At 39.7% G+C, this 24,801-nt stretch carries 17 protein-coding genes and 5 tRNA genes; 15 read left to right on the forward strand and 7 right to left on the reverse strand.

From position 1 onward, the window contains the following. Window positions 1–19: 19 nt before the first annotated feature. The 6 genes from B3139_RS02890 to B3139_RS02915 form a co-directional block, all read right to left on the reverse strand. Complete coding sequence (locus B3139_RS02890) at window positions 20–2,422, reverse strand: ABC transporter permease (RefSeq protein ID WP_293879648.1); 2,403 nt, start codon at window positions 2,420–2,422, stop codon at window positions 20–22. Between the two features lie 69 nt (window positions 2,423–2,491). Further along, window positions 2,492–4,912: an ABC transporter permease gene (locus tag B3139_RS02895; protein ID WP_293879649.1), complete on the reverse strand. Its 2,421-nt coding sequence runs from the start codon at window positions 4,910–4,912 to the stop codon at window positions 2,492–2,494. 60 nt (window positions 4,913–4,972) lie between these two features. Further along, entirely contained in the window at window positions 4,973–7,378 is a 2,406-nt protein-coding gene (locus B3139_RS02900; protein WP_293879650.1) for an ABC transporter permease, read from the reverse strand. A 44-nt stretch (window positions 7,379–7,422) separates the two neighbouring features. Further along, window positions 7,423–8,100: an ABC transporter ATP-binding protein gene (locus B3139_RS02905; protein ID WP_293879663.1), complete on the reverse strand. Its 678-nt coding sequence runs from the start codon at window positions 8,098–8,100 to the stop codon at window positions 7,423–7,425. Window positions 8,101–8,190: 90 nt separating this feature from the next. Beyond that, window positions 8,191–10,557: an ABC transporter permease gene (locus tag B3139_RS02910; RefSeq protein WP_293879651.1), complete on the reverse strand. Its 2,367-nt coding sequence runs from the start codon at window positions 10,555–10,557 to the stop codon at window positions 8,191–8,193. A 65-nt stretch (window positions 10,558–10,622) separates the two neighbouring features. Then, window positions 10,623–11,876, reverse strand: coding sequence for an efflux RND transporter periplasmic adaptor subunit (locus B3139_RS02915; protein WP_293879652.1), 1,254 nt, complete (start codon window positions 11,874–11,876; stop codon window positions 10,623–10,625). A 633-nt stretch (window positions 11,877–12,509) separates the two neighbouring features. Between B3139_RS02915 and B3139_RS02920 the strand changes: the two genes are divergently transcribed. The 4 genes from B3139_RS02920 (at window position 12,510) to B3139_RS02935 (ending at window position 17,252) form a co-directional block, all read left to right on the forward strand. Then, window positions 12,510–13,892, forward strand: coding sequence for a TolC family protein (locus B3139_RS02920; RefSeq protein WP_293879653.1), 1,383 nt, complete (start codon window positions 12,510–12,512; stop codon window positions 13,890–13,892). Window positions 13,893–13,924: 32 nt separating this feature from the next. Beyond that, window positions 13,925–15,286 (forward strand): sigma-54-dependent transcriptional regulator, encoded by a 1,362-nt coding sequence (locus tag B3139_RS02925; RefSeq protein WP_293879654.1) that lies wholly within the window; start codon window positions 13,925–13,927, stop codon window positions 15,284–15,286. A 3-nt stretch (window positions 15,287–15,289) separates the two neighbouring features. Beyond that, complete coding sequence (locus B3139_RS02930; RefSeq protein WP_209582301.1) at window positions 15,290–16,609, forward strand: sensor histidine kinase; 1,320 nt, start codon at window positions 15,290–15,292, stop codon at window positions 16,607–16,609. 115 nt (window positions 16,610–16,724) lie between these two features. Continuing rightward, window positions 16,725–17,252, forward strand: coding sequence for a hypothetical protein (locus tag B3139_RS02935; RefSeq protein WP_293879655.1), 528 nt, complete (start codon window positions 16,725–16,727; stop codon window positions 17,250–17,252). A gap of 181 nt (window positions 17,253–17,433) precedes the next feature. Here the strand turns inward: B3139_RS02935 and B3139_RS02940 are convergent, their stop codons facing one another. Continuing rightward, window positions 17,434–18,597: a BamA/TamA family outer membrane protein gene (locus B3139_RS02940; RefSeq protein ID WP_293879656.1), complete on the reverse strand. Its 1,164-nt coding sequence runs from the start codon at window positions 18,595–18,597 to the stop codon at window positions 17,434–17,436. A 326-nt stretch (window positions 18,598–18,923) separates the two neighbouring features. Here B3139_RS02940 and B3139_RS02945 point away from each other — a divergent pair. From B3139_RS02945 to rplA, 11 genes are all read left to right on the forward strand, one after another. Then, window positions 18,924–18,996, forward strand: a tRNA-Thr gene (locus tag B3139_RS02945). Between the two features lie 26 nt (window positions 18,997–19,022). Further along, window positions 19,023–19,103 (forward strand) — tRNA-Tyr (locus B3139_RS02950). A 48-nt stretch (window positions 19,104–19,151) separates the two neighbouring features. Further along, window positions 19,152–19,224 (forward strand) — tRNA-Gly (locus tag B3139_RS02955). A gap of 95 nt (window positions 19,225–19,319) precedes the next feature. After that, window positions 19,320–19,391 (forward strand) — tRNA-Thr (locus tag B3139_RS02960). A 70-nt stretch (window positions 19,392–19,461) separates the two neighbouring features. Beyond that, on the forward strand, window positions 19,462–20,646 hold the full coding sequence (gene tuf / locus B3139_RS02965) for an elongation factor Tu (RefSeq protein ID WP_075991174.1): 1,185 nt from the start codon (window positions 19,462–19,464) through the stop codon (window positions 20,644–20,646). A 163-nt stretch (window positions 20,647–20,809) separates the two neighbouring features. Then, window positions 20,810–20,880, forward strand: a tRNA-Trp gene (locus B3139_RS02970). A 23-nt stretch (window positions 20,881–20,903) separates the two neighbouring features. Continuing rightward, window positions 20,904–21,098: a preprotein translocase subunit SecE gene (gene secE, locus B3139_RS02975; protein ID WP_028072657.1), complete on the forward strand. Its 195-nt coding sequence runs from the start codon at window positions 20,904–20,906 to the stop codon at window positions 21,096–21,098. 20 nt (window positions 21,099–21,118) lie between these two features. Further along, window positions 21,119–21,664 (forward strand): transcription termination/antitermination protein NusG, encoded by a 546-nt coding sequence (nusG, locus tag B3139_RS02980; RefSeq protein WP_209582306.1) that lies wholly within the window; start codon window positions 21,119–21,121, stop codon window positions 21,662–21,664. Window positions 21,665–21,733: 69 nt separating this feature from the next. Further along, window positions 21,734–23,323 carry a S41 family peptidase gene (locus B3139_RS02985; RefSeq protein WP_293879657.1) on the forward strand — a complete coding sequence of 530 codons (1,590 nt, stop codon included), beginning with the start codon at window positions 21,734–21,736 and terminating at the stop codon, window positions 23,321–23,323. A 222-nt stretch (window positions 23,324–23,545) separates the two neighbouring features. Further along, on the forward strand, window positions 23,546–23,989 hold the full coding sequence (gene rplK, locus B3139_RS02990; protein ID WP_209582311.1) for a 50S ribosomal protein L11: 444 nt from the start codon (window positions 23,546–23,548) through the stop codon (window positions 23,987–23,989). 22 nt (window positions 23,990–24,011) lie between these two features. Continuing rightward, complete coding sequence (gene rplA / locus B3139_RS02995; RefSeq protein ID WP_046672240.1) at window positions 24,012–24,710, forward strand: 50S ribosomal protein L1; 699 nt, start codon at window positions 24,012–24,014, stop codon at window positions 24,708–24,710. Window positions 24,711–24,801 lie beyond the last annotated feature (91 nt).

The raw sequence follows: 24,801 nt of genomic DNA on the forward strand, positions 1-24,801 counted from the left end.
ATTTGATAATCTAGTGTTGTTATTCGTCCCGCAAACTATTTACAGGATTTAGTAATGCAGCTTTGAACGTTTGAAACCCAATGGTAATAAATGCCACAAGGGTAACTGTCATTATCGCGACCCCGTAGGCCCACCACGGCATCTCGATATGGTATACAAAATTATCTAGCCAACTATTAAATAGGTAATATGCAATTGGTCCTGCAATAAGAAATGCTATACAGATCAATTTGATGTAGCTGGCAGACAGTAAATGAATAATACTGCTGATACTTGCACCTAAAACTTTACGGATACCGATCTCTTTACTTTTTGATTCAGCTGTATATGCCGCTAGTCCTAGTAAACCTAAACAGGCAATAAATAGCGTCAGAAAAGAAAATAGCGTCATGATATTGGACGAGCGAATTTCATTTTCATATTGATCCTGTACATGTTGATCTAAAAAAGAGAAGTCAAAAGCGGCGTCAGGGACAATAGCTGTATAGATTTTTTTTAACTCCTCGATATAAGTTTGCAAATCTGTGGTTTTATACCGTATTAATAAATTACGGGGTGATTCAGAAGGATCATTCATGGTATAATAGGTATATCCGCCGATCTCAGATTTTAGGTTAGCATAATTAAAATCTCGGACAACACCGGATATAATGGAGTTAGTCGCACTCATCTCTGTGATGATATGCTTTCCTATCGCCTCTTCGGGTGTCTTGTACCCTAAAAATTTCATTACTTTTTCGTTGATCAATACATAACATGTTGAATCAGTACCGCCGATAACATTTGGTAAATCCGCTCCTGCAAGTAACTTTAGCCCTAAAGTATGGATTGTATTACCGAAAGTAACACAAGTTGAAGTTGGTAGTCCCTGTTTGTCGGTTGTTAATCTGTAAGTTGTTTTTCCGCTTTCATTGAATCCGGGTATAGATTGTGCGAAAGTAGTGGAAACGGTATTGTTCAGGCTGCGAACTCGCTGCCCCATTGCATGTAGCTTTTCTTTATTTTTTATAGATCGAATTGAAATGGATACAACATTTTCGGGCTCATAACCCAAATCTTTGTTGCGGATAAAGTTCATTTGTGTGAGCATAATGATAATACCGATAATGAGTACGATCGAGATAGAAAACTGGCATACAACCAATACTTGCCTAATGAATATTGTTTTTCCCTGTTTATTGTATCCTTTGTTCATTAAAGATATCGATTTGATGTTCGAAAGAAATAGTGCAGGATAGCTACCAGCAACAAGTGTAATGATCAACCATGCCAGTGCCAATATCCCAAGCATATCCCAATGAAGTAGATGTTGAAGGGTGATATCGGTCTTACCGAAAAAATTGAATACAGGGATAAGTATAATGGCGAGGATTACCCCAATGAGCATTGCAAAGAAACTTATCGTTGCCGTTTCCACAAAAAAGCGGATAATAAGCTGTCTACGCGTAGCACCAAGTACTTTATTGACACCTACTTGCTTCGCATTCTTCTGCGATTTTGCTGTTGCTAGATTCATGTAATTGATACATGCAATCATAATGACTAAAAAAGCAAGAGCCGATAGTGTCTTGATATTGTTTATATTTCCACTACGTGTTGTCACTCCACGCGTCAAATCGGAAGAGTAGAGGTGTACTTTTGATAAAGGTTGGAGGAAAAATTGCGTATAATATTGATTGTCTTTTTCGACATACTTATCAATCAATTTAGTAGCTTCTTGCGCAATGGAGCCTGGATCTGCGCCTTTTTTCAACAGAATATAGGTTTCGTAACTCGCATTGGTCCAATACACATCTTTCCCCATCCATGAATCCATTATATTCATGACCATGTTACAGTCTAATGTGCTATTGGCAGGGAAATCTTTAAATACCCCAGTTACCTGAACGGTATCTCGTTGATTGATAGTGATTATTTTTCCTACAGCTTCCTGTTTACCAAATAGCTTCTCTTTCGATGATTGAGAAAGAACAATGCTCTTCTTATTTGAAAAAGCGGTATGCGCATTTCCTTCAATAAATTGAAAATCGAATAGGGAAAACAAAGAGGAATCTGCGAGATATAGTTGCTTTTCGGAGAAATTCTCATTGTCGGTGCGGAGAGAAGCCGTCGCACCATAGCCATCTTTTACAACACGTACCATATTATCTACCTGTGCAATGTCTGCCTTTAAAGCTGGGCCTACCGCATTCGGTAGCGTGAGCATTTTTTCCTCATTATATGCTGCGGATAATTTCATGTACACCCTATAGATATTATCTGCTTTAGAATACATGGTGTCAAAACTTAATTCCTGCCGGATAAAGGCAAATAAAAATAGCGATACACAAATACCTATAGCCAGTCCACTAATATTGAGGATACTGAAAAATCGGTTTGCTATGATCGTTCGCCAAGCTGTCTTCATATAGTTCTTTAACATGATCGTATGGGTTTTTCTGTTGCTGATGTATATAGTGTTGTTCTACCAAATATGCTTTATTTATACTATTTATTCATCCCGTAAGCTATCTACAGGGTTGGCTCTTGCGGCCTTCAACGTTTGATAGCTCACCGTTACTAATGCGATAATGATTGTAGCAAAACCAGCAAAGACAAACATCCACCACTGTGGATCAATATGATAAGCAAAATTGTCCAGCCACTTTTTCATTGCCATCCAAGATAGGGGAGTTGCGATGAGCAGGGCTACAGCCAACAACTTGATAAAGTCCGAAGAGAGTAGAAGGATTAAATGATAGATGGAAGCACCGAGGACTTTCCGTACGCCGATTTCTTTGGTACGCTGTTGGGCTGTATACGTAACAAGTCCCAATAAACCTAAACAGGCAATAAAAAGTGCCAGTCCGGAAAAGGCTGTAAAAAGTCTTCTAAAATTAAAATCCGCTTCATATTGTCGATTGAAATTGTCGTCAAGAAAGCTATATAAAAATGGACGGTTTGGTACAAGTTCATTCCACAGCTTGCCGATTCTGGCAACGGTCTCAGGCTGGTTTACATGTTGGATATTCACCGTTAAATACCGGCTGCTGCTTGGTTCAAGTCGCAAAGCTAAAGGCTCAATCTTACGATGTAAAGAAAGGTAATTGAAATCTTTCACTACACCGATAACCGTTCCTTCTCTTCCCCATTGACGAAATTGTTTGCCAATAATATCTTGTGGATTTGAATAGCCCCATTGTTTTGCAGCAGATTCATTGATAACAAGTGAATGGGCCGTATCCGCTGGGAAATCTCTGGAATAGGCACGCCCTGCGGCCATTTGCAGACCAATATTAGGAATAAAGTCAACATCGACTTCATATAAAAAAGGAGCAAATTGACGCATTGTTCCGTTTGATGACATGATTTCTGTTCCTGCATTTGGAAAAAATGTTCCCGGTACCGTACGTGATGCAGTGACAGACAAAACATCTTTATCTTTTGCTAGTGTAGATTTTATCGCTTCCAGATTATTGTTTACCTTATCATCGAAATTATAATCTATCACAAGCCGTTGATCTTTTTGAAATCCAAGATCTCGTTGCTGTAATTGATCTAGTTGAGAAAAGACGACGACTGTACCTGCAATGAGCACAATAGAAAGGCAAAATTGAAAAACCACTAATACCCGACGTAACGATGTACCCCCTTTGCTGTTGCTATAACTTCCTTTAAGTACTGCAATCGGTTTGAAATTTGCTAGAATCAACGCGGGATAGCTGGCAGCAAGAAGTCCTGTAAGAAGGGTAGTGAATAGGAATATTGCCCAGGTCGTCCCATTTTGCAGGGACGAATAATTAAGATGTTTGCCCGAGAATGCTTCCAAAAAGGGGAGAAAGGCTATAACAAGCATTATCGCCAAAATACTACTAACGAATACAAGAACCAATGATTCAGACATAAACTGAAAGATCAGATTGCTTTTGCTCGCGCCTATCGTTTTTCGGACGCCGACTTCTTTTGCTCTTTCCATTGACCTTGATGTAGCCAGATTCATAAAGTTCACACAGGCGATCAGTAATATGAATCCGCCAATAATGCTGAATATGTATAAATTCTGATAGCTTCCATTGGTGCCGGGCTGACGATCCGCAGACGAGTGCATGTAAGCCTGTAGAAGTGGTTCAATATGGAAATTGTATTTTGCGTTGGCGTTTTGGTTTGTTGGGATATGACGCTTGAGAAAATCGGGTATCTTTTGATTGAATTTAACAGGGTCAAAGTCTTTTGAAGCCAGAAAGTAGGTGTAGAAGTCTACATAATCCCAACCTTCTTTGTCAAAGACTTCCGGTCTTGCTTTTCGAAATGTACTCATCGAGAGCAGTGCATCGAATGTAAAGTGCGAGTTGGGAGGTACATCGGCTATTACTGCTTTTACCGTATATAAACCGGCTTCGGCACGGCCCGCGGCTAAGCCCCCTTCAAGCGTTTTGCCAATGGTATTTTGATCGCCGAAATATTTCTTAGCAGTGCTTTCTGTCAATACGACAGAATAGGCATTATTTAAGGCTGTACGCGGGTCGCCGGCTAAAACCTTCCAACTGAAGACATCAAAAGCAGTAGAATCCATGAAAAATACATTTTCCTCTTGGAATCTTTTATCGCCTTTTTTGAGTAGGATAGACGTTTGCCCTGAAAATTGAACGACCTTCTCTATTTCAGGGAAATCAGCCTTGATAGCATCACCGACGGGTGCATTGCCCCAGATCTGATGCTGCTCTGTACTGCTTACATCCTTATAGTCATGGACGATGCGGTAAATTCGATCTTTATTCGCATGATAATTGTCATAAGACAATTCGTTTTGTACATAAAGAGCTATTAATAGGCAACAGGCCAATCCTATTGCTAACCCAATTATGTTGATGGTCGAATATCCTTTATTTTTGGAGATATTGCGCCAGGCTATTTTTATATAGTTCTTGATCATAGCTCAATTTCTTAAATTGCAGTTTGTATAACAATCAATTAGTTTCTTCTATTCCAGCTTTTACTCATCTCTTAAACTATCAACTGGGTTTGCACGTGCCGCTTTTATGGATTGGTAGCTCATCGTAAAAAATGCAATCAGAAGGGTCGCCGCAGCTGGAATCGTAAACATCCACCAGGTTAGATCTATCTTATACGCAAAATCATCCAGCCATTTGTGCATCATCCACCAAGCAATTGGGGTAGCGATCAATATAGAAATGAGTATAAGTTTGATATAATCTTTTGATAATAAACCAATAATTCCCAGTACCGTACTTCCCAACACTTTTCGAATACCAATTTCTTTTGTACGTTGTACCGTGGTGATGGTAACCAGGCCGATCAATCCCAAGCAGCTGATGAGAATTGTCGTCGATGTAAATAGATTGATGATCTTCGAGAATTTTAGATCACTGCTATAGAGTTCTTTAATTTGTTGATCATAAAAATCATATTTGAAAGGCGCTTTTGGGTAATACTTTTTCCATTCTTTTTCAACCTGCTTTAATGTTTCGGTCCAGGTCGCTGAATTACTGTTGAGTTTGATAATCAGTCTATTTAGTTCCCATTTTTTTATGGAACTCAGCATGACGACAGGTTGAATGGCTGCATGGAGATTTTTGGTGTGGAAATTGTCTGTTACACCGACAATTTGCCGCTGTTTGTCTGTAAACGTAATAAAGCTCCCAACAGCATTTTCAGCGGATTTGAAACCTAATTTTTCCACGCTGGCTAAATTTAAAACAATGCCTGTACTCGTATCAGCCAACTGCAGTGGGCGGCCTGCAAGCATTTTAAAATTAAAGAGCTTAAAGTTGTCCTGGTCGACAAATTTCATTTGTACGTCTGCTTGTACCTGGCCCGTATCACTCTTTGAGAACACTGCATTACCCCAATGATCATTACTCATGGGCAGATGACCCAAAGAAGCCTGCTCTACGCCTGCGATGTGTTTAATCGCCTGTTTGAAAACAAATGGATCAACATGGCTATCCTGATAGCTTTTACTTGGAAAACGTAGGGTGACAATAGCGTCCTTATCAAAACCAGGGTTGTTCTGAAGTGCATGTTTCAGCTGTAAACCAATGATGCAAGTTGAAATAACAAAGAGTTGCGCAATCAAGAATTGAAAAATAATGAGCATTTTTCGAAAAGATAGATTGCCAAATTTGAGACTTTGCGCGTGTGAGATTTTAATGACTTCAACAATCTTGATTTTGTTTGTTAATAAGATCGGATAACCCGCGGAAATGAAAGTGATCGTAATTGTAAGTATTGCTAGAAAGAGCGAAACGCCCCACGGATCGGGATACAACTTAAGTTGATCCGGAATATAGGCGGATAAAATTGTTTGAACTACGAGCAGTAAAGGCCAAGATAAAAGTACCGAAAAAGCGGTGATACAAAATGTTTCTAGTAAAAAGAACGTTGTAATTCTCTTTTGACTTTCTCCTAAGGTCTTTCTGATACCAATTTCCTTAGCGCGTTGTGGAATTTGCGCGGTAGCAAGATTGATGTAATTGACACAGGCAAGTAACAGCAGGAATACACCAATACCAATAAGACCATACATTATTTTCTTATCCACGTTATTTTGAGCGTAAGATGTAAAGTGTAAGTCTTTTAAAGGGACGGTATTGATGTGCATTTTAAATCCAAACTTATCAAATTCAGCATGTGTCATCTCATAGACTTTTTTGTCGGCTGTTTGGATCATGTTTGGGAGAGAAGCAGATGATTTTACTTTAATAAAGAGCTGCCAATTTGAATTTGAATTGTTCCAATTTGTACTCTGCGATTCCTTTTCTGGAATCCGGATAAACTCTTTAGCCAAAAAGCTGCTGGGATGAGCTAAATCTTTTACAACACCAGCGACATTGTACAGTGTACTATCGTAGGACAATGTCTTTCCTACGATTTGATCTACGGGCATATTTGGAAAATACAATTTCGCACGCGATTCCGTCAGGACGACTTCATGGCTATTTTGTAGTATATTTCTTGGGTTGCCAGCTAACCAAACATAAGGTGTCATTTTGAAATATTCTGCTGTGGTGCCAATGATTTCGGACTGATCTTCAAACTCTATTTTCTGGCCACCACCCTGATTACTGACCCGCTCGAAGTATTGTTTAAATATAGGTACTGTCAGTTCGACATTGACAAAGTTTTCCTTGATATATGCCGGTAACGGTGCAGGAACACCATCGAAATGATCTAATTTATCCTTTTCTTCATAAGAGGTGTGAACCTTGTAAATCTGCTCGCTTTCCGGGTGATGTTGGTCAAAACTAAATTCATAATTGACGATGCGGAAAATAAGCCAACAGGCACTTATTCCGATGGCAAGTCCAAATACATTTAAAAATGTGAAAAGACGGTTACGCCATAGTTGTCTAAAAATTAATTTAATCGTACTCATCATCTATAGGTTTTTTATGTCAATTTATTCGCTATATCATCCTTGTCTTACACCGAAGTGGTTTCCATGATCACCTGTCCATCCAACATGCGGATCACTCGGTCAGAAAACTTGGCATCGTGTTCACTGTGTGTTACCATGACGATAGTTGTGCCGGCTTCGTTCAATTCTGTCAGGAGCTGCATGACTTCGTTACCATTATTGGAGTCTAGGTTACCTGTAGGCTCATCCGCCAAGATCAGTTTGGGATTATTAACAACGGCACGGGCGACAGCAACACGTTGCTGTTGACCACCGGAAAGCTGTTGCGGGAAGTGATTGCGACGGTGCATGATCTGCACTTTTTCCAATACTTCTTCGACCCTTTTTTTGCGCTCTGCTGCTGGAACATTGGTATAAACCAAAGGAAGTTCCACGTTTTCAAATACAGTGAGTTCATCAATCAAATTGAAGCTTTGGAATACAAAACCGATATTATGTTTACGAAGATCTGAACGACCACGTTCTTTGAATTTGGCTACCTCGATGTCGTTGAACAGGTAACTTCCTTCATCCAGATCATCCAATAACCCAATAATATTGAGTAACGTCGATTTTCCACAGCCTGAAGGCCCCATTACAGCAACAAATTCTCCTTCTTTAACATGGATATTTAGGTTGTTTAAGGCTACGGTTTCAACTTCTTCTGTGCGGTAATACTTTTGAAGGTTGGTGATTTTGATCATATTTTTTGTGCTCATGGTTTTTATGTTTTGGATCCTTGGCAAAATTGCTTTGGATGTATACTGTTCTGTTATTAAATTCTTTTTAATTTTTTACTGATCTCTTAACGTTTTAGTCGGATTAGCTATCGCTGCTTTAAATGCCTGTGAACTGATGGTCAATAAGGCAATGACAATAGCTGTCAAACCGCTGATGATAAAAATGGTCCAGGAAATATCAATATGATGTGCATAGTTAGTTAACCATTTATTCATGATCACCCACGCAATAGGAAACGCAACGATGCATGATATTGCCACTAGAATGACGAATTCACGATTGAGCATTTGGATGAGTTTCGAAACTGAGGCACCCAAAACTTTCCGGATGCTGATTTCCTTGGCACGCTGTTCGGTGGCGTAGGCCGCCAGACCAAAGAGTCCCAAACAGGAAATAATGATGGACATGATGGCAAATACGCTGGATAGTTGTTGTACAAAAAGCTCGGCTTGAAATTTAGTGTTGAAGCTATCGTCCAAAAACTTGTAGTCAAAAGGAAAACCAGGATTATTTTTGGTGATGATCTTCTCGATTTGCTGAATTGCATCCGGTAAATCGACTCCAGCCTTTGTCTTGATGGTCATGATGCCATCATCTCTGTTCATCGGCAGAAACAGCATTGGCTCAGGATCAGCATACACATTGTTATAAACAAAGTTCTTAACGACACCGGCGATGGTGAATTTTTCCCCACCGTAACTGATGATATTACCGGCCACAAGGCCATCCTTTTTGATCATTTTTGCAAATGCTTCGTTGATGACAACCGAGGTGCTATCACCTATAAAATTTTGATGGAAGTTTCTACCGTCAAATAGCTTTAGATCTAAAGCCGGAATGAGTCCTTCGTCCGAACGTAACATGCCAATTAAAATACTGGCATTTGGATCTTTTCCTTCCCAGCTAAAACCCGAAGTATTGGAGTTGATATTGAGAATACTCATGTCACTGACACCGACTCCTTGCACAACTCCTGTTGCTAATAATTGATTCTTAATGAGCGGCAGATGTTTGGCCATATCACCTTGTAGCGCTGTAGTCAACACCTGACTCTTGTCAAAACCGAGATCCCTGTTCTTGTTGTGCTGAATCTGTTGGTAGATGATAATGGTACAGATAATTAACACAACTGAGGCTGTATATTGTAGGATGACCAACCCTTTACGGACGAAACTTCCGCTACCGGCCTTCTGTTTTGCCCCTTTGATCGTTGAAAGCGGCTTGAATGCCGAAAGGAAAAATGCGGGATAGCTACCTGCAAATAATCCACATGCTAATGTTATTGTCGTTAAAAATAGCAGGTGTGAGGGGGCTAAAAGATTAACCTGAAGATCCTGGCCTATCATGGTGTTGAACGGCCTGATGAAGATATAGATTAGTAATATAGCAACAAGAGAGGAAATAATTGCCAAAACAACGGATTCTCCCAAAAATTGCATAATGAGCGATTTGCGACTTGCACCAACCACTTTGCGCATCCCAACTTCTTTTGCTCTTTTTTCTGATCTTGCGGTTGCGAGATTCATAAAATTGATGCAGGCAATTAATAAGACAACCCAAGCGATAAAGGTAAATAGCCGAATATTCTTGATACCACCCTCTTTTTCAATACCACTGTTATCAAACTGATTGTAGGTAATCCAACGTTCCATTGGATAGAGAAAATTCTGTGAGAAGGAGACTTCACCATTGGTCTTGTTTTTGACAAAATCCATCATCTGTTTGTTGATCCGATCAACATTGGCATTATCTTCGACCTGAACCAATGTTTGTACACCATTGTTTCCCCAGTTTTCCAACCAATCCTGACCAGCTTCAAACTTTTTGAAAGGAATCAGCCATTGAAAATCATAGCTGCTATTTTTGGGTAGATCCTTGATTACGCCTGCAACAATAAATGGTTCAGTATTGTTTGTTTTGACAGTTTTTCCCAATGCCGGGCGGTTACCAAATAATTTCTTCGCTGCAGTTTCTGATAATACAATGTTATTGACTTGATCAAAGGCTGTCTTTCGGTCTCCTTCAAGAAATACTAAGGATAGCACATCGGCTATGCTCCCATCGGCATATACACCATTTTGAAATATATTATTGTCTCCGACAGAAAATAGCATGGGTGAATTCCAGCTTATGCGCACGGCATGCTTGATGCCTGGGATCTCTTTCGCTATGCTTTGAGCGAAAGGCCCCGGGGTTGATTCAAATACATAGGTGGCCCCATCGTAAGTCTGTTTTGATTTGACAATGTAGATATCCTTTTTGTTGGCAAAGTTATCGTTGTAGCTCAACTGGTTTTCAACCCATAAAAAAATCAACGATGCCGCCGCAATCCCGATCGCTAGTCCAAAAATATTGAGAAAGCTATAACCTTTGGTTTTCCAAAGGTTGCGGATTGCGGTTTTAATAAAGTTTTTGATCATGATTGTAATCGTATGATAAAAGGGTGTATCGGCATATTTATATTCCCGATACCCCCTTTATAATGTTACTTTTTAATATTCAGTTCTTGAACCTTATCGTAGGTCTCATAGCTCGATACAATAACTTTATCTCCCGGTTGTAGGCCTTTGATAACCTCATAATATTCGGGATTCTGTCTTCCAAGCTGGATATCTACACGATATGCTGTACCCCCATTCTTATCCAATTTGAAGATCCAGTTACCACCGGTCTGTTGATAAAATCCGCCTTTTGCCAACAGCAACGCTTTTGTTTCATCACTCAGTGCTAGACGTATTTGTAGGGTCTGACCGCGACGGATTCCTTTGGGGACATCATTGACAAATTCCATGTCAACCTGGAACCGACCATTGGTAACTTGTGTATAGACTTTCTTAATACGAAGTTTGTAGGTTTTGTCACCGATAGAAAACTCTCCCTGTAAATCAGGGAAAATTCGGTTGATATAGTGTTCATCAATATCCGCGCGAACTTTAAACCCTGTTAAAACGTCGATTTGTCCCAATCGTTCACCTGCATTTTTGTTTTGTCCAATTTCTGCATCGAAGGAAGTCAGCTGTCCGTCAACGGGTGCTCTAACAATTAAGTCGCCTATTTTCCTTTTCATCAGTTCCAAAGCACTTTGTGTACGTTGATAAGTTTGTTTATCCTGATTAGTTTTTTGTGCGTTGGAAATTTCGTCTTGTTTGAGAATCTGTTTAGTCAGGTTCACGCGCTCTTTTTGATAATTATATTCGTTCTTTGATTTTTCGAATTCCTGTGTACCGATGGCTTTTTCCGCCAGTAATTTTCTATTTAAGGTATACACACGTTCAGCCTCTCGGTAGGCCTGTTCGACATCAGCCATTTGGTTGCGGTTGTTAATGGTAGCTTGCTGAGCATTGGTCTGTGCAATCTGAGATTGTGTCAATAAATTGAGCACTTGTGTTTCTTGTTGTACCAAGGTAAGCTCCTGATCCGTATTGGATAGACGCATGATAGCATCCCCTCTTTTTAAGATAGCGCCGTCTTCTACGAATTTTTCTTCTACTCGTCCACCCACAGAAGCGTCAAGATATATACTGCTAATTGGAAGTACTGTACCGTTTATGGGGATAAATTCTTGAAAGTTACCATTTTTTATTTCGACAATAGAGATGCGGTCGGCTTCAACATTGAGTTTGCTTTTACCAGATGTAAAATAGAAACTGGCGCTGATTAATCCAACTAAGCCAGCAACCCCTACAATGGTCATGATACGTTTGCTATTCCACTTCTTCTTTTCTAAAGGTCTGTCCATAATTTAATATCAATTTGGTATGTAACTATGAAAGCTGTGCCAATAATTTAATGTGTTGATTTATAGATTTTTATTTTGTTTTGTCTAGCCTTTGGTGTTCGATAGCGGACACTTCTTGTACGAAGGCGTACAACGGTCTTTTTTTTCTGTCTATGGTGCTAACTGAAACGTTTTGAACAAAAATCAAATATAACTATAGGTTGTGTTTGATTCAGTAACATTTCATCCGACGATGTTGTTGCTGGCTTTGCTCAAGAGATGCAATATTTTCAATGGTTTATTGCGTTTTCAAACCTATTTAAGTAAAGGAAATTCCGAATCCATATTATACCATATTCGGACTTTGCTCGGTGCTTGTTCGGTACTTGTTCGGTGTTTCTTCGGTGCTTCTTCGGTTATAACCGAATAAACTCCGTGCGAGTACCGATGAATATCCGTAGAATAAACGAGTGAAGGGCGAACTTGATCTTCATCATGTTCCTATTTATATGCTTGTGGATTTTAATTGTCCAACTACGCACACCGACTGTTCATTAACGAACATTTTTCAAAAGTCACTTTTTATATCATTTTGATATTTAGTGTTTTATTTGTTTGGCATGGCGATGGTCAGCAAGAAAATAAAAAATGGATATGAAGAGAGTCTATATATATACTACATTATGCTTTTTATTGAGTTATGCAAAGACCGAGGCGCAGCAGACTGAGCAACGGCTACCAGAGAAAGTGGCGCAAACAACAACAGTAACAAGTACTGACGATAAGCAAATTTCCAAACGGAGTTTAGCTGAATGTGTTCAGTTGGCAATAAAGGCCAATCCAACCTTATTGCAGAATGAACTCGATGTGAAGCGTGCGGAGGTGAATTTAGCCCAGGCTAAAGCAAATAGATTACCCGATGTAGATGCAAATCTGCAGCACAGCCTAACTTCTGGAAGATCTCAGGATAATTCAACCCTTCAATATATTTCATCAAACAATTCGACAGGGAATTTTTCTTTGGGCGCAAGCCTGCCTATATTTAGAGGGTTTCGCTTATTTCACGATATACGGATGCGCGCCGACGCGAAGACCGCCGGTAAATTGACTTTTGATACGCAGATTAATGCCTTAAAACTGGATGTGATTACTGCTTATATTCAAAGTTTAACTGCTCAGGATATATTGCGGCAATCGGAAATGCAGACTGAAGTAACCCGAGAACAGGTCAGACGTGCGGAGAGTATGCATAAGGAAGGTGCAATTAATCCTGGAGATTACTTTGATTTGAAAGGACAACTGGCAAATGATGTCAATACGATTGAAAATAATCGTCAGTTACTATACAGTAGCCGTGTGAAGCTTGCAGCCTTACTCAATATGGATGAAAATCAATTGGGCGAATTGGAGAATCTTGGAATAAAAGAGAGCGGACAACGACTGGACGCGAAACAGCTCTATGAAATGGCTGTTGATCAATTGCCCGATATACAGGCCCTGGATTATCGGATCAAAGTGGCGGAGCGGGATATTAAGATTGCGAAATCATTCTATTATCCATCCTTGAGTCTGAGCGCCGGTTTAGGCTCAAATTATTCTAAAGTGGGGATTCAAGGAACGTATTGGTCACAAATGCGTAATAACGTAGGAAAGTATATATCGCTCAATCTTTCTGTTCCGATTTTTAATCATCTGCAGGTTTACAATAACGTTCGTCTGGCAAAATTAGATCTACAGTCAGCTAAATTTCAAAAAGAGATTCAGCAAAATATTTTACGATCGGCAACTTCTAATGCTGTTTTCAATTTGCAAAATGCGAGTAACATGATTACACAGCTCCGTAGTCAAAATGAAAATTACGCGGAGTCTTTTCGTATTGCCAAGGTAGTTTTCGAATTGGGCAACAGTAATTCAGTGATTTTTTTGACTGCAAAAAACAAATACGATAACAGTCAGATTCAATTGCTGGTAAAACAATATGAATGGCTGCTGCAAAAATATATCAATGATTATTACGCAGGCTCGTTGAATTTATAGTTATCTTAGTATCTTCAATGAAGTCAGGAAGTATGAAAAAAGCATCTATTTTAGTCGTGGATGATGACCAGGATTTATTAACTGCGGCAAGAATCTTGCTTAAACCTAAAGTTAGTCATATTCAAGTTGAGCCCAATCCGGAGAATCTTATCGCACATCTAGATAAGAGCCCTTATGATCTGGTGCTTTTAGATATGAATTTTAAAAGTACGATTAATACTGGTAATGAGGGATTATACTGGTTGTCGCGGATCAAAGAAAAGTTTCCACAGGTACATGTTATTATGATAACCGCTTATGGAGCTGTTGATCTCGCTGTAAAATCATTGAAGCAGGGTGCTGCGGATTTTGTGGTGAAACCCTGGGAAAATGAGCAGCTGCTCGTAACAATAGAAAGCACCCTTGCCGAATCAAAAAATAGGGAAAAGAAAAGTAAAAGCTCATTGCTGAGCAGCACAAACAGTCCTGATATGATTGGTAATTCCGTTGTGATGGATGAATTGCAATACAAGTTGGAGAAAATCGCTCCTACGGATGCCAATATATTAATACTTGGTGAAAATGGAACCGGTAAAGATCTGATTGCCCAGGCCATTCAACGAAGATCTTTACGTTCAGATCGGACTTATATCAAGGTTGATGTTGGGGCATTGACAGAAACATTGTTTGAAAGTGAACTTTTTGGCTATAAAAAGGGGGCATTTACGGATGCACGAGAAGATCGGCAAGGGCGATTCGAAGCAGCAAATGGGGGAACATTGTTTCTTGATGAAATCGGCAACATATCGTTGCAACAACAGGCGAAATTGTTGACCGTATTGCAGAATAGACAAGTGACGCCGTTGGGTTCTTATCAGCCAATTTCAGTGGATATACGCTTAATCTCCGCAACAAATGTTCCGTTGAAGCAGCTTGCAGATGAAAGCCGCTTTCGAAAGGACTTAATTTATCGGATCAATACCGTGGAAATTCAGGTACCGCCCTTACGAGAGCGAGGGGGGGATATCAAGCTATTGGCCGAGCATTTTCTAGATATTTATTCAAAAAAATACAATAAACGGATTGAAGGCTTTGAGTCGGATGCGGTTAAGAAGATGTCCGCATACCATTTTCCAGGAAACGTACGCGAACTACAATACAGTATTGAGCGCGCTGTTATTATGGCCGACCAGCTTAGTATTGCTGGTAACGATCTTTTCTTCTCGCCAATTGAACAGCAAATGGAGAGCCGTATCGTTGAATCTAGCCCTGGCAGTCAAAATTTAGAAGAACTTGAACGTAAAGCGATCAAGTCAGCGATTGAGCGTTATAATGGAAATATCAGTAAAGCAGCGAAAGAATTGGGGCTAACCAGGGCCGCGCTTTATAGACGTTTGGAAAAATATGATATTTAGTCGATGCGGAACGGAAAAATTCTAAATGCGATTAAGATTGTTGTACTGCTGATAGCAGCTCTTCTGAGTGCTTATTTGTTACTAAAGCGTGAATATGTGCAGGCTGCTTTGATCTTTTGTGTCATGCTTTATTTAGGTTTTAATTTATATGCACAATATAATTTTTTAGCCCGACAATTGATTGAATTTTCTGAAGCTGTCAAATATCGTGATTTTACAAGACGTTTCCTGGTGAAAAATACCAAATCTGTGGAAGGAAAGCTTTTCCTTGCTTTTAACCAGATCAACGAAACCTATAAGGATATCAGCATCAAACAGGAAATTCAACATCAGTACCTGGATCGTGTAATCAATATGTTGAATTCTGCAATCATCTTCTATGAAAGGGATAGTGGCAAGGTGATGTGGGTCAACGATGCATTTAAACAACTATTCCATTTGCCGCATCTTGGAAATATCTCCGGACTAAAGAAAAAAAACAGCGATTTATATGAAAAGACTATGTTGCTTGAAAATGGACAGCAACAAATGGAATCCGTTCAGTCGAGTAAAGGGAAAATCAAATTATTGATCCAAAGCTCAAGTTTTGAGGCCCAGGATGCTGTATTTAGGATTGTTGTCTACCAAAACATCAACGAAGCAATCGATGAAACAGAGACAAAGGCCTGGCATAAATTGTTGCGTGTGCTAACGCATGAAATCATGAATTCCATTGCACCTATCAGTTCACTTGCCGAAACCCTAAATGGCCGTTTGGATCACTTTAAGGGATATGAGGATATAGAAGATCTAAAAATTGGTATTTCCACCATCAAACGCCGCAGTGAAGGGTTACTGCATTTTGCAAAAAGTTATCGTATGATCAATAAAGTGGATCAACCTCAACTTGCACCGATTCAGATTGCACAGCTGTTTGAGCATATTTATCAATTGCTTGAGCCTACATTGATCCAGAAAAATATTGACGTCGACATCATCCTAAAAAATACGCGACTCATGCTGTCTGCGGATGTCAACTTGATTGAGCAGGTTATCATCAACTTAATGTTGAATGCTATCGATGCGGTTAAGCATAGGGAAGACGCTTATATCAGTTTATCTGCCCTGGAGGTTGATGGTAAGGTGCAGGTCCGAATTGAAGATAACGGCGCAGGAATTCCTGCTGATCTTCAGGAGCAAATCTTTACCCCGTTTTTTACAACGAAGAAAACGGGGACAGGTGTAGGCTTGACTTTAAGTAAGCAGATTATGCTGTTGCATAAGGGAACCATTTTTCTGAACAGCACCGAAGGGCAGGGGAGTGTTTTTGTACTCCAGTTTTAGTACTTTTTATCTGGCGCCAAAATTCTTTTTTGGGTTGAGCAGTCCTGCCGATTGTCCAAATAAACCTTGATGTTCCATGTGAAAAATCATAAAATTTAGCGATGTTTGCAGCGAAATGAACTACCGGCTTAAGTATTGGCGGCATTATTTTGTATCCCATAGTCGCCATGGGACCCATTCTCCTTTTGTGTATAAATTGGTTGATGAAGTGATCTATCGGAAAGAACTTATTGACAATCTGTCAGCATTCTCTGCCCCAATACGGAAAGCAAAGAAAGTGGAGCAGAAGAAATATGCATTGGTCAATAGGTTATTAAAAGCATTTATCTACGATCAATTTAGTTATTGGGCCCATGAGCCTCAGGAGAGTTACGCAAATCTCCTACAGCAGCAATGTGGGCATTATGCCTATCGACATATCTATTATATTGATCGCGACAATCTTGAACTGAATTTTTTGAACGATATTCGGGACCGCGATATGTTAATTATAAACGAACCTCATCAGTCGGAGAGCAGGGAGGCCTACTGGGATAAGATCAAAAAAGATGATCGGGTTGTGGTGACGATTGATTTGTACCGGATGGGTTTGGTTTTCTTTCGGAAAGAACAGCGCAAGGAGAATTTTATGATAAGATTCTAATCTACTTTTGTACCGCTTATCTGGCAACCTGTTGGACTATGTTCATTGTATCCTTTTTGGGCCTAAACTAATGTTTCTAAACTGATAAGATTGGAGGGTAGAGCGGATAGGAACAGGTGTGTGGTCCAATAATAATAAAAAAGAGCATCTATAATTTCTAAGTTATCGATGCTCTTTTTTATTAAAAAGCTTCACTTAAGGATAGATAGAATCCCGATTGTCGCTTTTCTCCAGGTCGTTGTTCGCCAAAGGAATAATCGAAGCGAATACTGCTGTTGTGTTCAAGACTAAAGAAGTAACGTAAGCCACCGCCATAGCTTGCAATATATCGACTACTATTTGCTTTAGAGAAGGTAGATCCTATGCCTGAAAAACCAACGATACCAAAGCGTGGATGAAAGCGATAACGCAGTTCAGCCTGTGAAGCCAGGTAATTTTTATCGCGATAACGTCCGAGGTAATAACCGCGCATCATCATGTCTCCACCGAGCTCGCGGTAGTTGTAAAATGGGATGGTTTTACCAAATGTGGAACGAAAGATTCCCTGTAAGGCCAGCGTGACTTGGTTGTGCAGCGGAATAAAGCCGCGGAGATCCACATCGAGGTTTGCCCCCGTAAAATCAGTACGTGTCCATAGCTTGGGCGCATAGGCAAGGCGCAACTTAGCATAATAGCCCGTTGTGGTATAAGAAACATTGTCCCTGTTGTCAAACAATTGCGATAGCCCTAGGAGTAATTGTTGTCCGCCAGTTTTTCCAATAAGGTCGGACTGATTGAAAATGCGATCGGCTGTATCGCTACGAATGGTAAAGTTGTCGTATTGAATATTGAGACCCGAGTAAAGGTTATTGCTGATTTTCTTTTCAGCTTCCAGTTTGATGCGAAATAATTTTTGATCGATGCGCTCTTCATTTGCTTTCCAGGTGTCCATACCCACCCCATAATAGTTAAAGGGCCAGTTTCGGTAACGTATTTCACTGATTAAATGGTAGTCGTTATTTTTGGTCCATAGATCTGTCTGCAGTTTGAAGTTCGATTGGCTGTTGGATGTGAAAGTTCCCATGACCATGACCGTTGAGGTCCGTATTTTGGGGTCAGATTTGTCCAGATAAAAATTATAGGTGCTGGCTAGGCCATATTCGACACCTGTTTCCTGTGCATAACCAATCGCCGGCAACACCATAAAACTGCCGGAACGCGTGGAGTCTCTTTCGGAAGAAAGAAATTTTTTACTCAATTTTTGAATAATATTTTGAGCCTTCAATTCAACTGATCCCATCAAAAGCACCGTGACAAGTGTCGAGTATGGGATAAGTTTAGAAAGTGATTGCGGTAAAATTTGCATGCCCAAAGATAGTATATTAGGTAAATAACCAAAACAGGCAAATAAGCATAGAAAAATTATTGTGCTGCATATCAGTATCATTGACCAAAAGTGTGGTTTTTTTTTGATAAATATTTTTGTAAAGTGAGTTTTGTGTCTATCTTTGCATCAGCAAACAAGGGAACAACGGTTCAAAACAACGAAAGTTTGCTTAGTTCTTTAAATGAAAAAAAATAAAAAATAAACTTGCAGAAATCAAAAGTAAATTCGATATTTGCACTCGCTGAAAAGGTAGAAATGCTTGGTCAGACGTTGATAGAATGTAAGTTTTAAAAAAGATATTAGAAGCCTCTTTAGCTCAGCTGGTAGAGCAACTGACTTGTAATCAGTAGGTCATTGGTTCGATTCCGATAAGAGGCTCTAAATGTAACGCGAGTTACAGGTCTGGAGGGGTTCCAGAGCGGTCAAATGGGACGGACTGTAAATCCGTTGCTTCGGCTTCGAAGGTTCGAATCCTTCTCCCTCCACACTTTTTTTAATTAGATGATTAGATTATTCTAATTTCTGATTGTTAAGCGGAAGTAGCTCAGTTGGTAGAGCGATAGCCTTCCAAGCTATAGGTCGCGAGTTCGAACCTCGTCTTCCGCTCAAATTTTTCAAGTATTAAATTTAGTCTCTATCTTCTTTGATAATAATGTATCTAAAGGTGGGGGCATTAATACGTAAATAAGGTTTTTTAGTAAGCCGAAGTAGCTCAGGGGTAGAGCACTTCCTTGGTAAGGAAGAGGTCGTGGGTTCAAATCCCATCTTTGGCTCGTACTTGTAAAAGTTAAGCAAGAGTATATAACAAATAGAAATAATTTATAATTACTAATTCGCATAAACATGGCAAAAGAGAAATTTGACCGTAGTAAACCACACTTAAACATTGGTACTATCGGTCACGTTGACCACGGTAAAACTACAACTACAGCTGCTATCACTAAAGTATTGGCTGATAAAGGTTTGTCAGAAGCTCGTTCATTTGATTCAATTGACTCTGCTCCTGAAGAAAAAGAGCGTGGTATCACAATCAATACTGCACACGTAGAATATTCTACAGCTAACCGTCACTATGCACACGTTGACTGTCCAGGTCACGCTGACTACGTTAAGAACATGGTAACTGGTGCTGCTCAAATGGACGGTGCTATCATCGTAGTTGCTGCGACTGATGGTCCTATGCCTCAAACTCGTGAGCACATCTTGTTGGCTCGCCAAGTAGGTGTTCCTGCGTTAGTAGTATTCATGAACAAAACTGACTTAGTTGATGATCCTGAGTTGTTAGACTTAGTTGAAATGGAAGTTCGTGAGTTATTATCATTCTACGAATTCCCTGGTGATGATATCCCTGTAATCAAAGGTTCTGCTTTAGGTGCATTGAATGGTGAGCCTGAGTGGGTTGAGAAAATCATGGAATTAATGGATGCTGTTGATAACTACATTCCAATTCCTCCACGTTTGACTGACTTACCTTTCTTGATGCCAGTAGAGGACGTATTCTCGATCACAGGTCGTGGTACAGTTGCTACAGGTCGTATCGAAAGAGGTGTAATCAACTCTGGTGATCCAGTTGAGATCTTAGGTATGGGTGCTGAGAACTTGAAATCTACAGTAACAGGTGTTGAGATGTTCCGTAAAATCTTAGATTACGGTGAGGCTGGTGATAACGTAGGTTTATTGTTACGTGGTATTGAGAAAACTGATATCAAACGTGGTATGGTTATCTGTAAACCAGGTTCAGTAACTCCTCACGATCATTTCAAAGCAGAGGTTTACGTATTGTCAAAAGCTGAAGGTGGTCGTCACACACCATTCTTCAACAAATACCGTCCTCAATTCTATTTCCGTACAACTGACGTAACTGGAGAAATCTCTTTACCAGAAGGTACTGAAATGGTTATGCCAGGTGATAACGTTACAATCAGCGTGAAATTAATTTCTGCGATTGCAATGGAAAAAGGTCTACGTTTCGCTATCCGTGAAGGTGGTCGTACAGTAGGTGCTGGTCAGGTAACTGAAATTATCTAGTCTTAAATAAGGATCTAGAATCACATAGAATAAGCTAATCGACTCAGGTTGATTAGCTTATTTTTTCGATAAGCGATTTATCGGATTAGAATAAAAAAAAGTGAAAAAAGATTTGCAGAAAGTGGTTTAAAACACTATATTTGCATCACAAAATAAGAAATACACGGGCATAGTTTAAAGGTAGAACGAAGGTCTCCAAAACCTTTGGTCTGGGTTCGAGTCCTGGTGCCCGTGCTTATAAAAACAGATAAACTAAAATGGCAAAAGTACTTGATTTTTTTAAAGACTCTTATGTAGAGATCACTGAGAAAGTGACTTGGCCTACATGGTCTCAGTTACAAAGTTCAGCTGTTATTGTGCTTGTTGCTTCTCTTCTTATTGCATTGGTAGTCTTTGTAATGGATAAAGCTTCAAGTGTAGGGTTAGAATTCTTGTACGGTATTGCTTCTTAATTTTTCAATCGTATTTATTTATGGCAGATCAAGGTTTAAAGTGGTACGTAGTTCGTGCTGTAAGTGGTAAAGAAAAGAAAGTAAAGCAATATATTGATGCCGAGGTTAGCCGTTTAGGTATTGAACACTTGATTCCTCAAGTGTTGATTCCAATGGAGAAATACTATTTAATGCGCGATGGTAAGAAAGTTGCTAAAGAACGTAACTACTATCCTGGTTATGTTTTGTTAGAAGCTGCACTTGATGGTGAGTTAGAGCACGTCATTAAAAATATCAATAGCGTAATTGGTTTCTTGGGGGATAAAGCTGGTAATGCTGTCCCTTTACGCCAAGCAGAGGTAAATCGTATCCTAGGTAAGGTTGATGAAATGGCAGAGCAAGGTGAAACCATTAATGTTCCTTACTATGTGGGTGAAACAGTCAAAGTGAATGATGGTCCTTTCAATGGATTTACTGGAGAGATCGAAGAAGTTCACGAGGATAAAAAGAAATTAATCGTGATGGTGAAAGTATTCGGTCGTAAGACGCCACTTGAACTAAACTACATGCAAGTAGAAAAAGAGTAAAATTAGTAATTAACGATAGAGAAAAGCTTTTCATGAAAATTGGAAGGCTTTTTTTGTATCTTACTGCCGATGAAAAAGCCAGTAATTTATCTATTTCTATTGTTATACTTCTTTACATTGATAAGCTGTACAAGTGTAGCGAAGTATAATCGATTTATTCAGACTCCACTGTCCGTCAAAGCCATGCTGCAGGATATCAACTATGTTGAACGTAATCTATGGAACATGCATCCCGACCTGTTTCTTTATGTGCAGCAGAATCAGTTGAAAGCTAAGTTTGACAGTCTTCGTTCCACCATTCGTCAACCGTTATTGCCCAACCAGTTCCAGCTGGCATTAGCGGCCGTGCTGGCTCAAGTTCGGCAAGGGCATATGACTTTAAGTCCACTTATTTTTAAATTTGATCCGAAAGGTAAGGATAAAGTCCGCTACCAAAAAAGCAAGGGCCCCCTTTCCCAATTAGGCTTTCATTGGACAGAAAATACACTCTATCTCTCAAAAAATGGGACCTCAGATTCAACTTTGCTTGTCGGATCCAAAATACTTGCTATTGAGGGAATACAGCCGCAAAGTTTATACATCAAGTATCGCCCCACCTTCACTTCAGACGGCTATAATACAACATTTATAGATCGGGCTTTTGAGCGTTTATTACCGCGCTACTATCCTTTGGAGATAGGTTATCGCGACTCGGTTGTGATCTTGCTTTCTTGCGCCGATAGCACCTATCAGCGAACTGTTTTAAGAAGGTTCGCATCAGCTGATCAAAAGGGTAAGGCGGGAGTGAAGCAGGCTGCTACTGAAAAGAAAGATAAGCCTGCGGAAAATAAGGCTGATACGAAAAAGCAACGCAAGATATTCGGTTATAATGTCAACCTTAAGCAGATCAGCAAACAGCTTTCTTTTCCGGTAAAGGAAGATAGCACTGTTGCTTTACTAAAGATGGCCGACTTTTCTTATGGGCGGCCAAAGGAAGCCTATAAGATGATTTTTGATCGTCTAGATCGTTGTTCGGTACAGCATCTGATTCTTGACCTTCGTGGGAATCTGGGCGGACGATTGTCCGATGTTTGCGAGCTATATAGCTATTTGGTGGAAGATGATCAATTCCAATTTGTTTATCCAGCAGTCATCACCTCTAAATTCAACCTGCCTTTTTACCAGATGAAAGGACTTCCGGGCTGGTCTTATCCAATTTTATCGCCGTTTATTATACCGAGTGCTGTTGTAACTTGGGCAAAGACGTTTTCTAGAGATGGCATAGATTATACTCATCTTACAGGGAGTAAAGTCAAACAATCAAAAGCAAACCGGTATCGGGGCAATTTATTTGTATTGATCGATGGGGGAACTTTTTCTGCAGCGAGTTTAATTGCTACAAATCTAAAAGTTGCGAAGCGGGCTGTTTTTGTCGGAGAGGAAACCGGCGGTGCTGCCAATGGGACGGTGGCAGGAATCCTCCCTGTGCTAAAACTCCCGAACTCCCATTTACGTTGGCGTTTTGGTTTAATGGAGGTGAGACCCTATTATCAAGTTAGTGAAGAGGGGCGGGGTGTCATGCCAGATGTTCCTGTCTTACCAAGTGCTGATGATGTTGTTAGCGGAAGAGATCCTGCCATGGATTGGGTGCTGAACTGTATTACTGACGTTAAATTTTAAAAATAGTAATGAAATACTTTTTTAATATCCAGGCCGACTTTAGGTTTGGATTTTAACAAAAGTTATAAATTCCTGAAAAATTAAAAGTTAGATACTTGCAGGAGTCAAATCTTCTTATTAACTTTGCACCTCGGTTGGGGTGTTACGTCCTGGCCGATGAATGTTACGTTATTTGCTTCCAACTTACTAACAGACATTTAACAAAATTAAATTCAAAACAAAATGGCAAAAGAAGTCAGTGCGTTAGTAAAATTACAAGTTAAGGGCGGAGCTGCGAATCCTTCACCTCCAGTAGGACCTGCATTGGGTGCTAAAGGTGTGAATATCATGGATTTCTGTAAGCAGTTTAACGCTCGTACGCAAGACAAACCAGGTCAAGTATTGCCTGTTGTCATTACAGTTTACGCTGATAAATCATTTGATTTTATCATCAAGACTCCACCGGTAGCGGTTCAGTTGAAAGACGCTGCTAAATTAAAAAGTGGATCTGGCGAGCCTAACCGTAAAAAAGTTGCGGCTATCACTTGGGAACAAGTTGAGACCATCGCTAAAGATAAAATGCCTGATTTAAATGCATTTACTGTAGAGTCTGCTATGAAAATGGTAGCGGGTACAGCACGTAGTATGGGTATTACCGTGTCAGGTAATGCTCCTTGGAACAATTAATTAAGAAATCAATTTAAGAAAAGTGGCTAGATTAACAAAAAATCAAAAAGCGGCACTATCCAAAATTGAAGCTGGTAAAGCATACTCTTTGAAAGAAGCTTCGGCTTTAGTTAAAGAAATCTCATTGACCAAATTTGATGCTTCTGTGGATATCGACGTTCGTTTGGGCGTAGATCCTCGTAAAGCAAATCAAATGGTTCGTGGTATTGCGACATTACCTCACGGTACTGGTAAAACTGTTCGTGTTTTAGTTTTATGTACTCCTGATAAGGAAGAAGAAGCTAAAGCGGCAGGTGCAGACTACGTAGGTTTAGATGATTACATCAGCAAAATTGAAGGTGGTTGGACTGACGTTGATATCATTATTACTATGCCTAGTGTTATGGCTAAAGTTGGTAAATTGGGTCGTATTTTAGGTCCAAGAAACTTGATGCCTAACCCTAAAACTGGTACGGTTACAACAGAAGTTGGTAAAGCTGTAACAGATGTAAAAGGTGGTAAGATCGATTTCAAAGTTGACAAAACCGGTATCATCCATACTTCTATTGGTAAAGCGTCGTTCGATGCAGATAAGATATATGATAACGCACTAGAGGTATTACAAACTCTAGCTCGTTTGAAACCATCTGCAGCTAAAGGAACTTACTTTAAAAGTATTCACATTTCCTCAACTATGAGTCCTGGTATTCATATTGAGACTAAATCAGTAGCAGGTATTTAATCATGAGAAAAGAAGAAAAACAAGAAATTGTTCAAGCTTTGGCCGAACAGATTAAATCTTACGGTAACTTCTATATTGCCGATACTGCTGA

Origin of the sequence: Sphingobacterium sp. UBA1498 (assembly GCF_002325125.1) — a bacterium.
Lineage (GTDB): Bacteria > Bacteroidota > Bacteroidia > Sphingobacteriales > Sphingobacteriaceae > Sphingobacterium.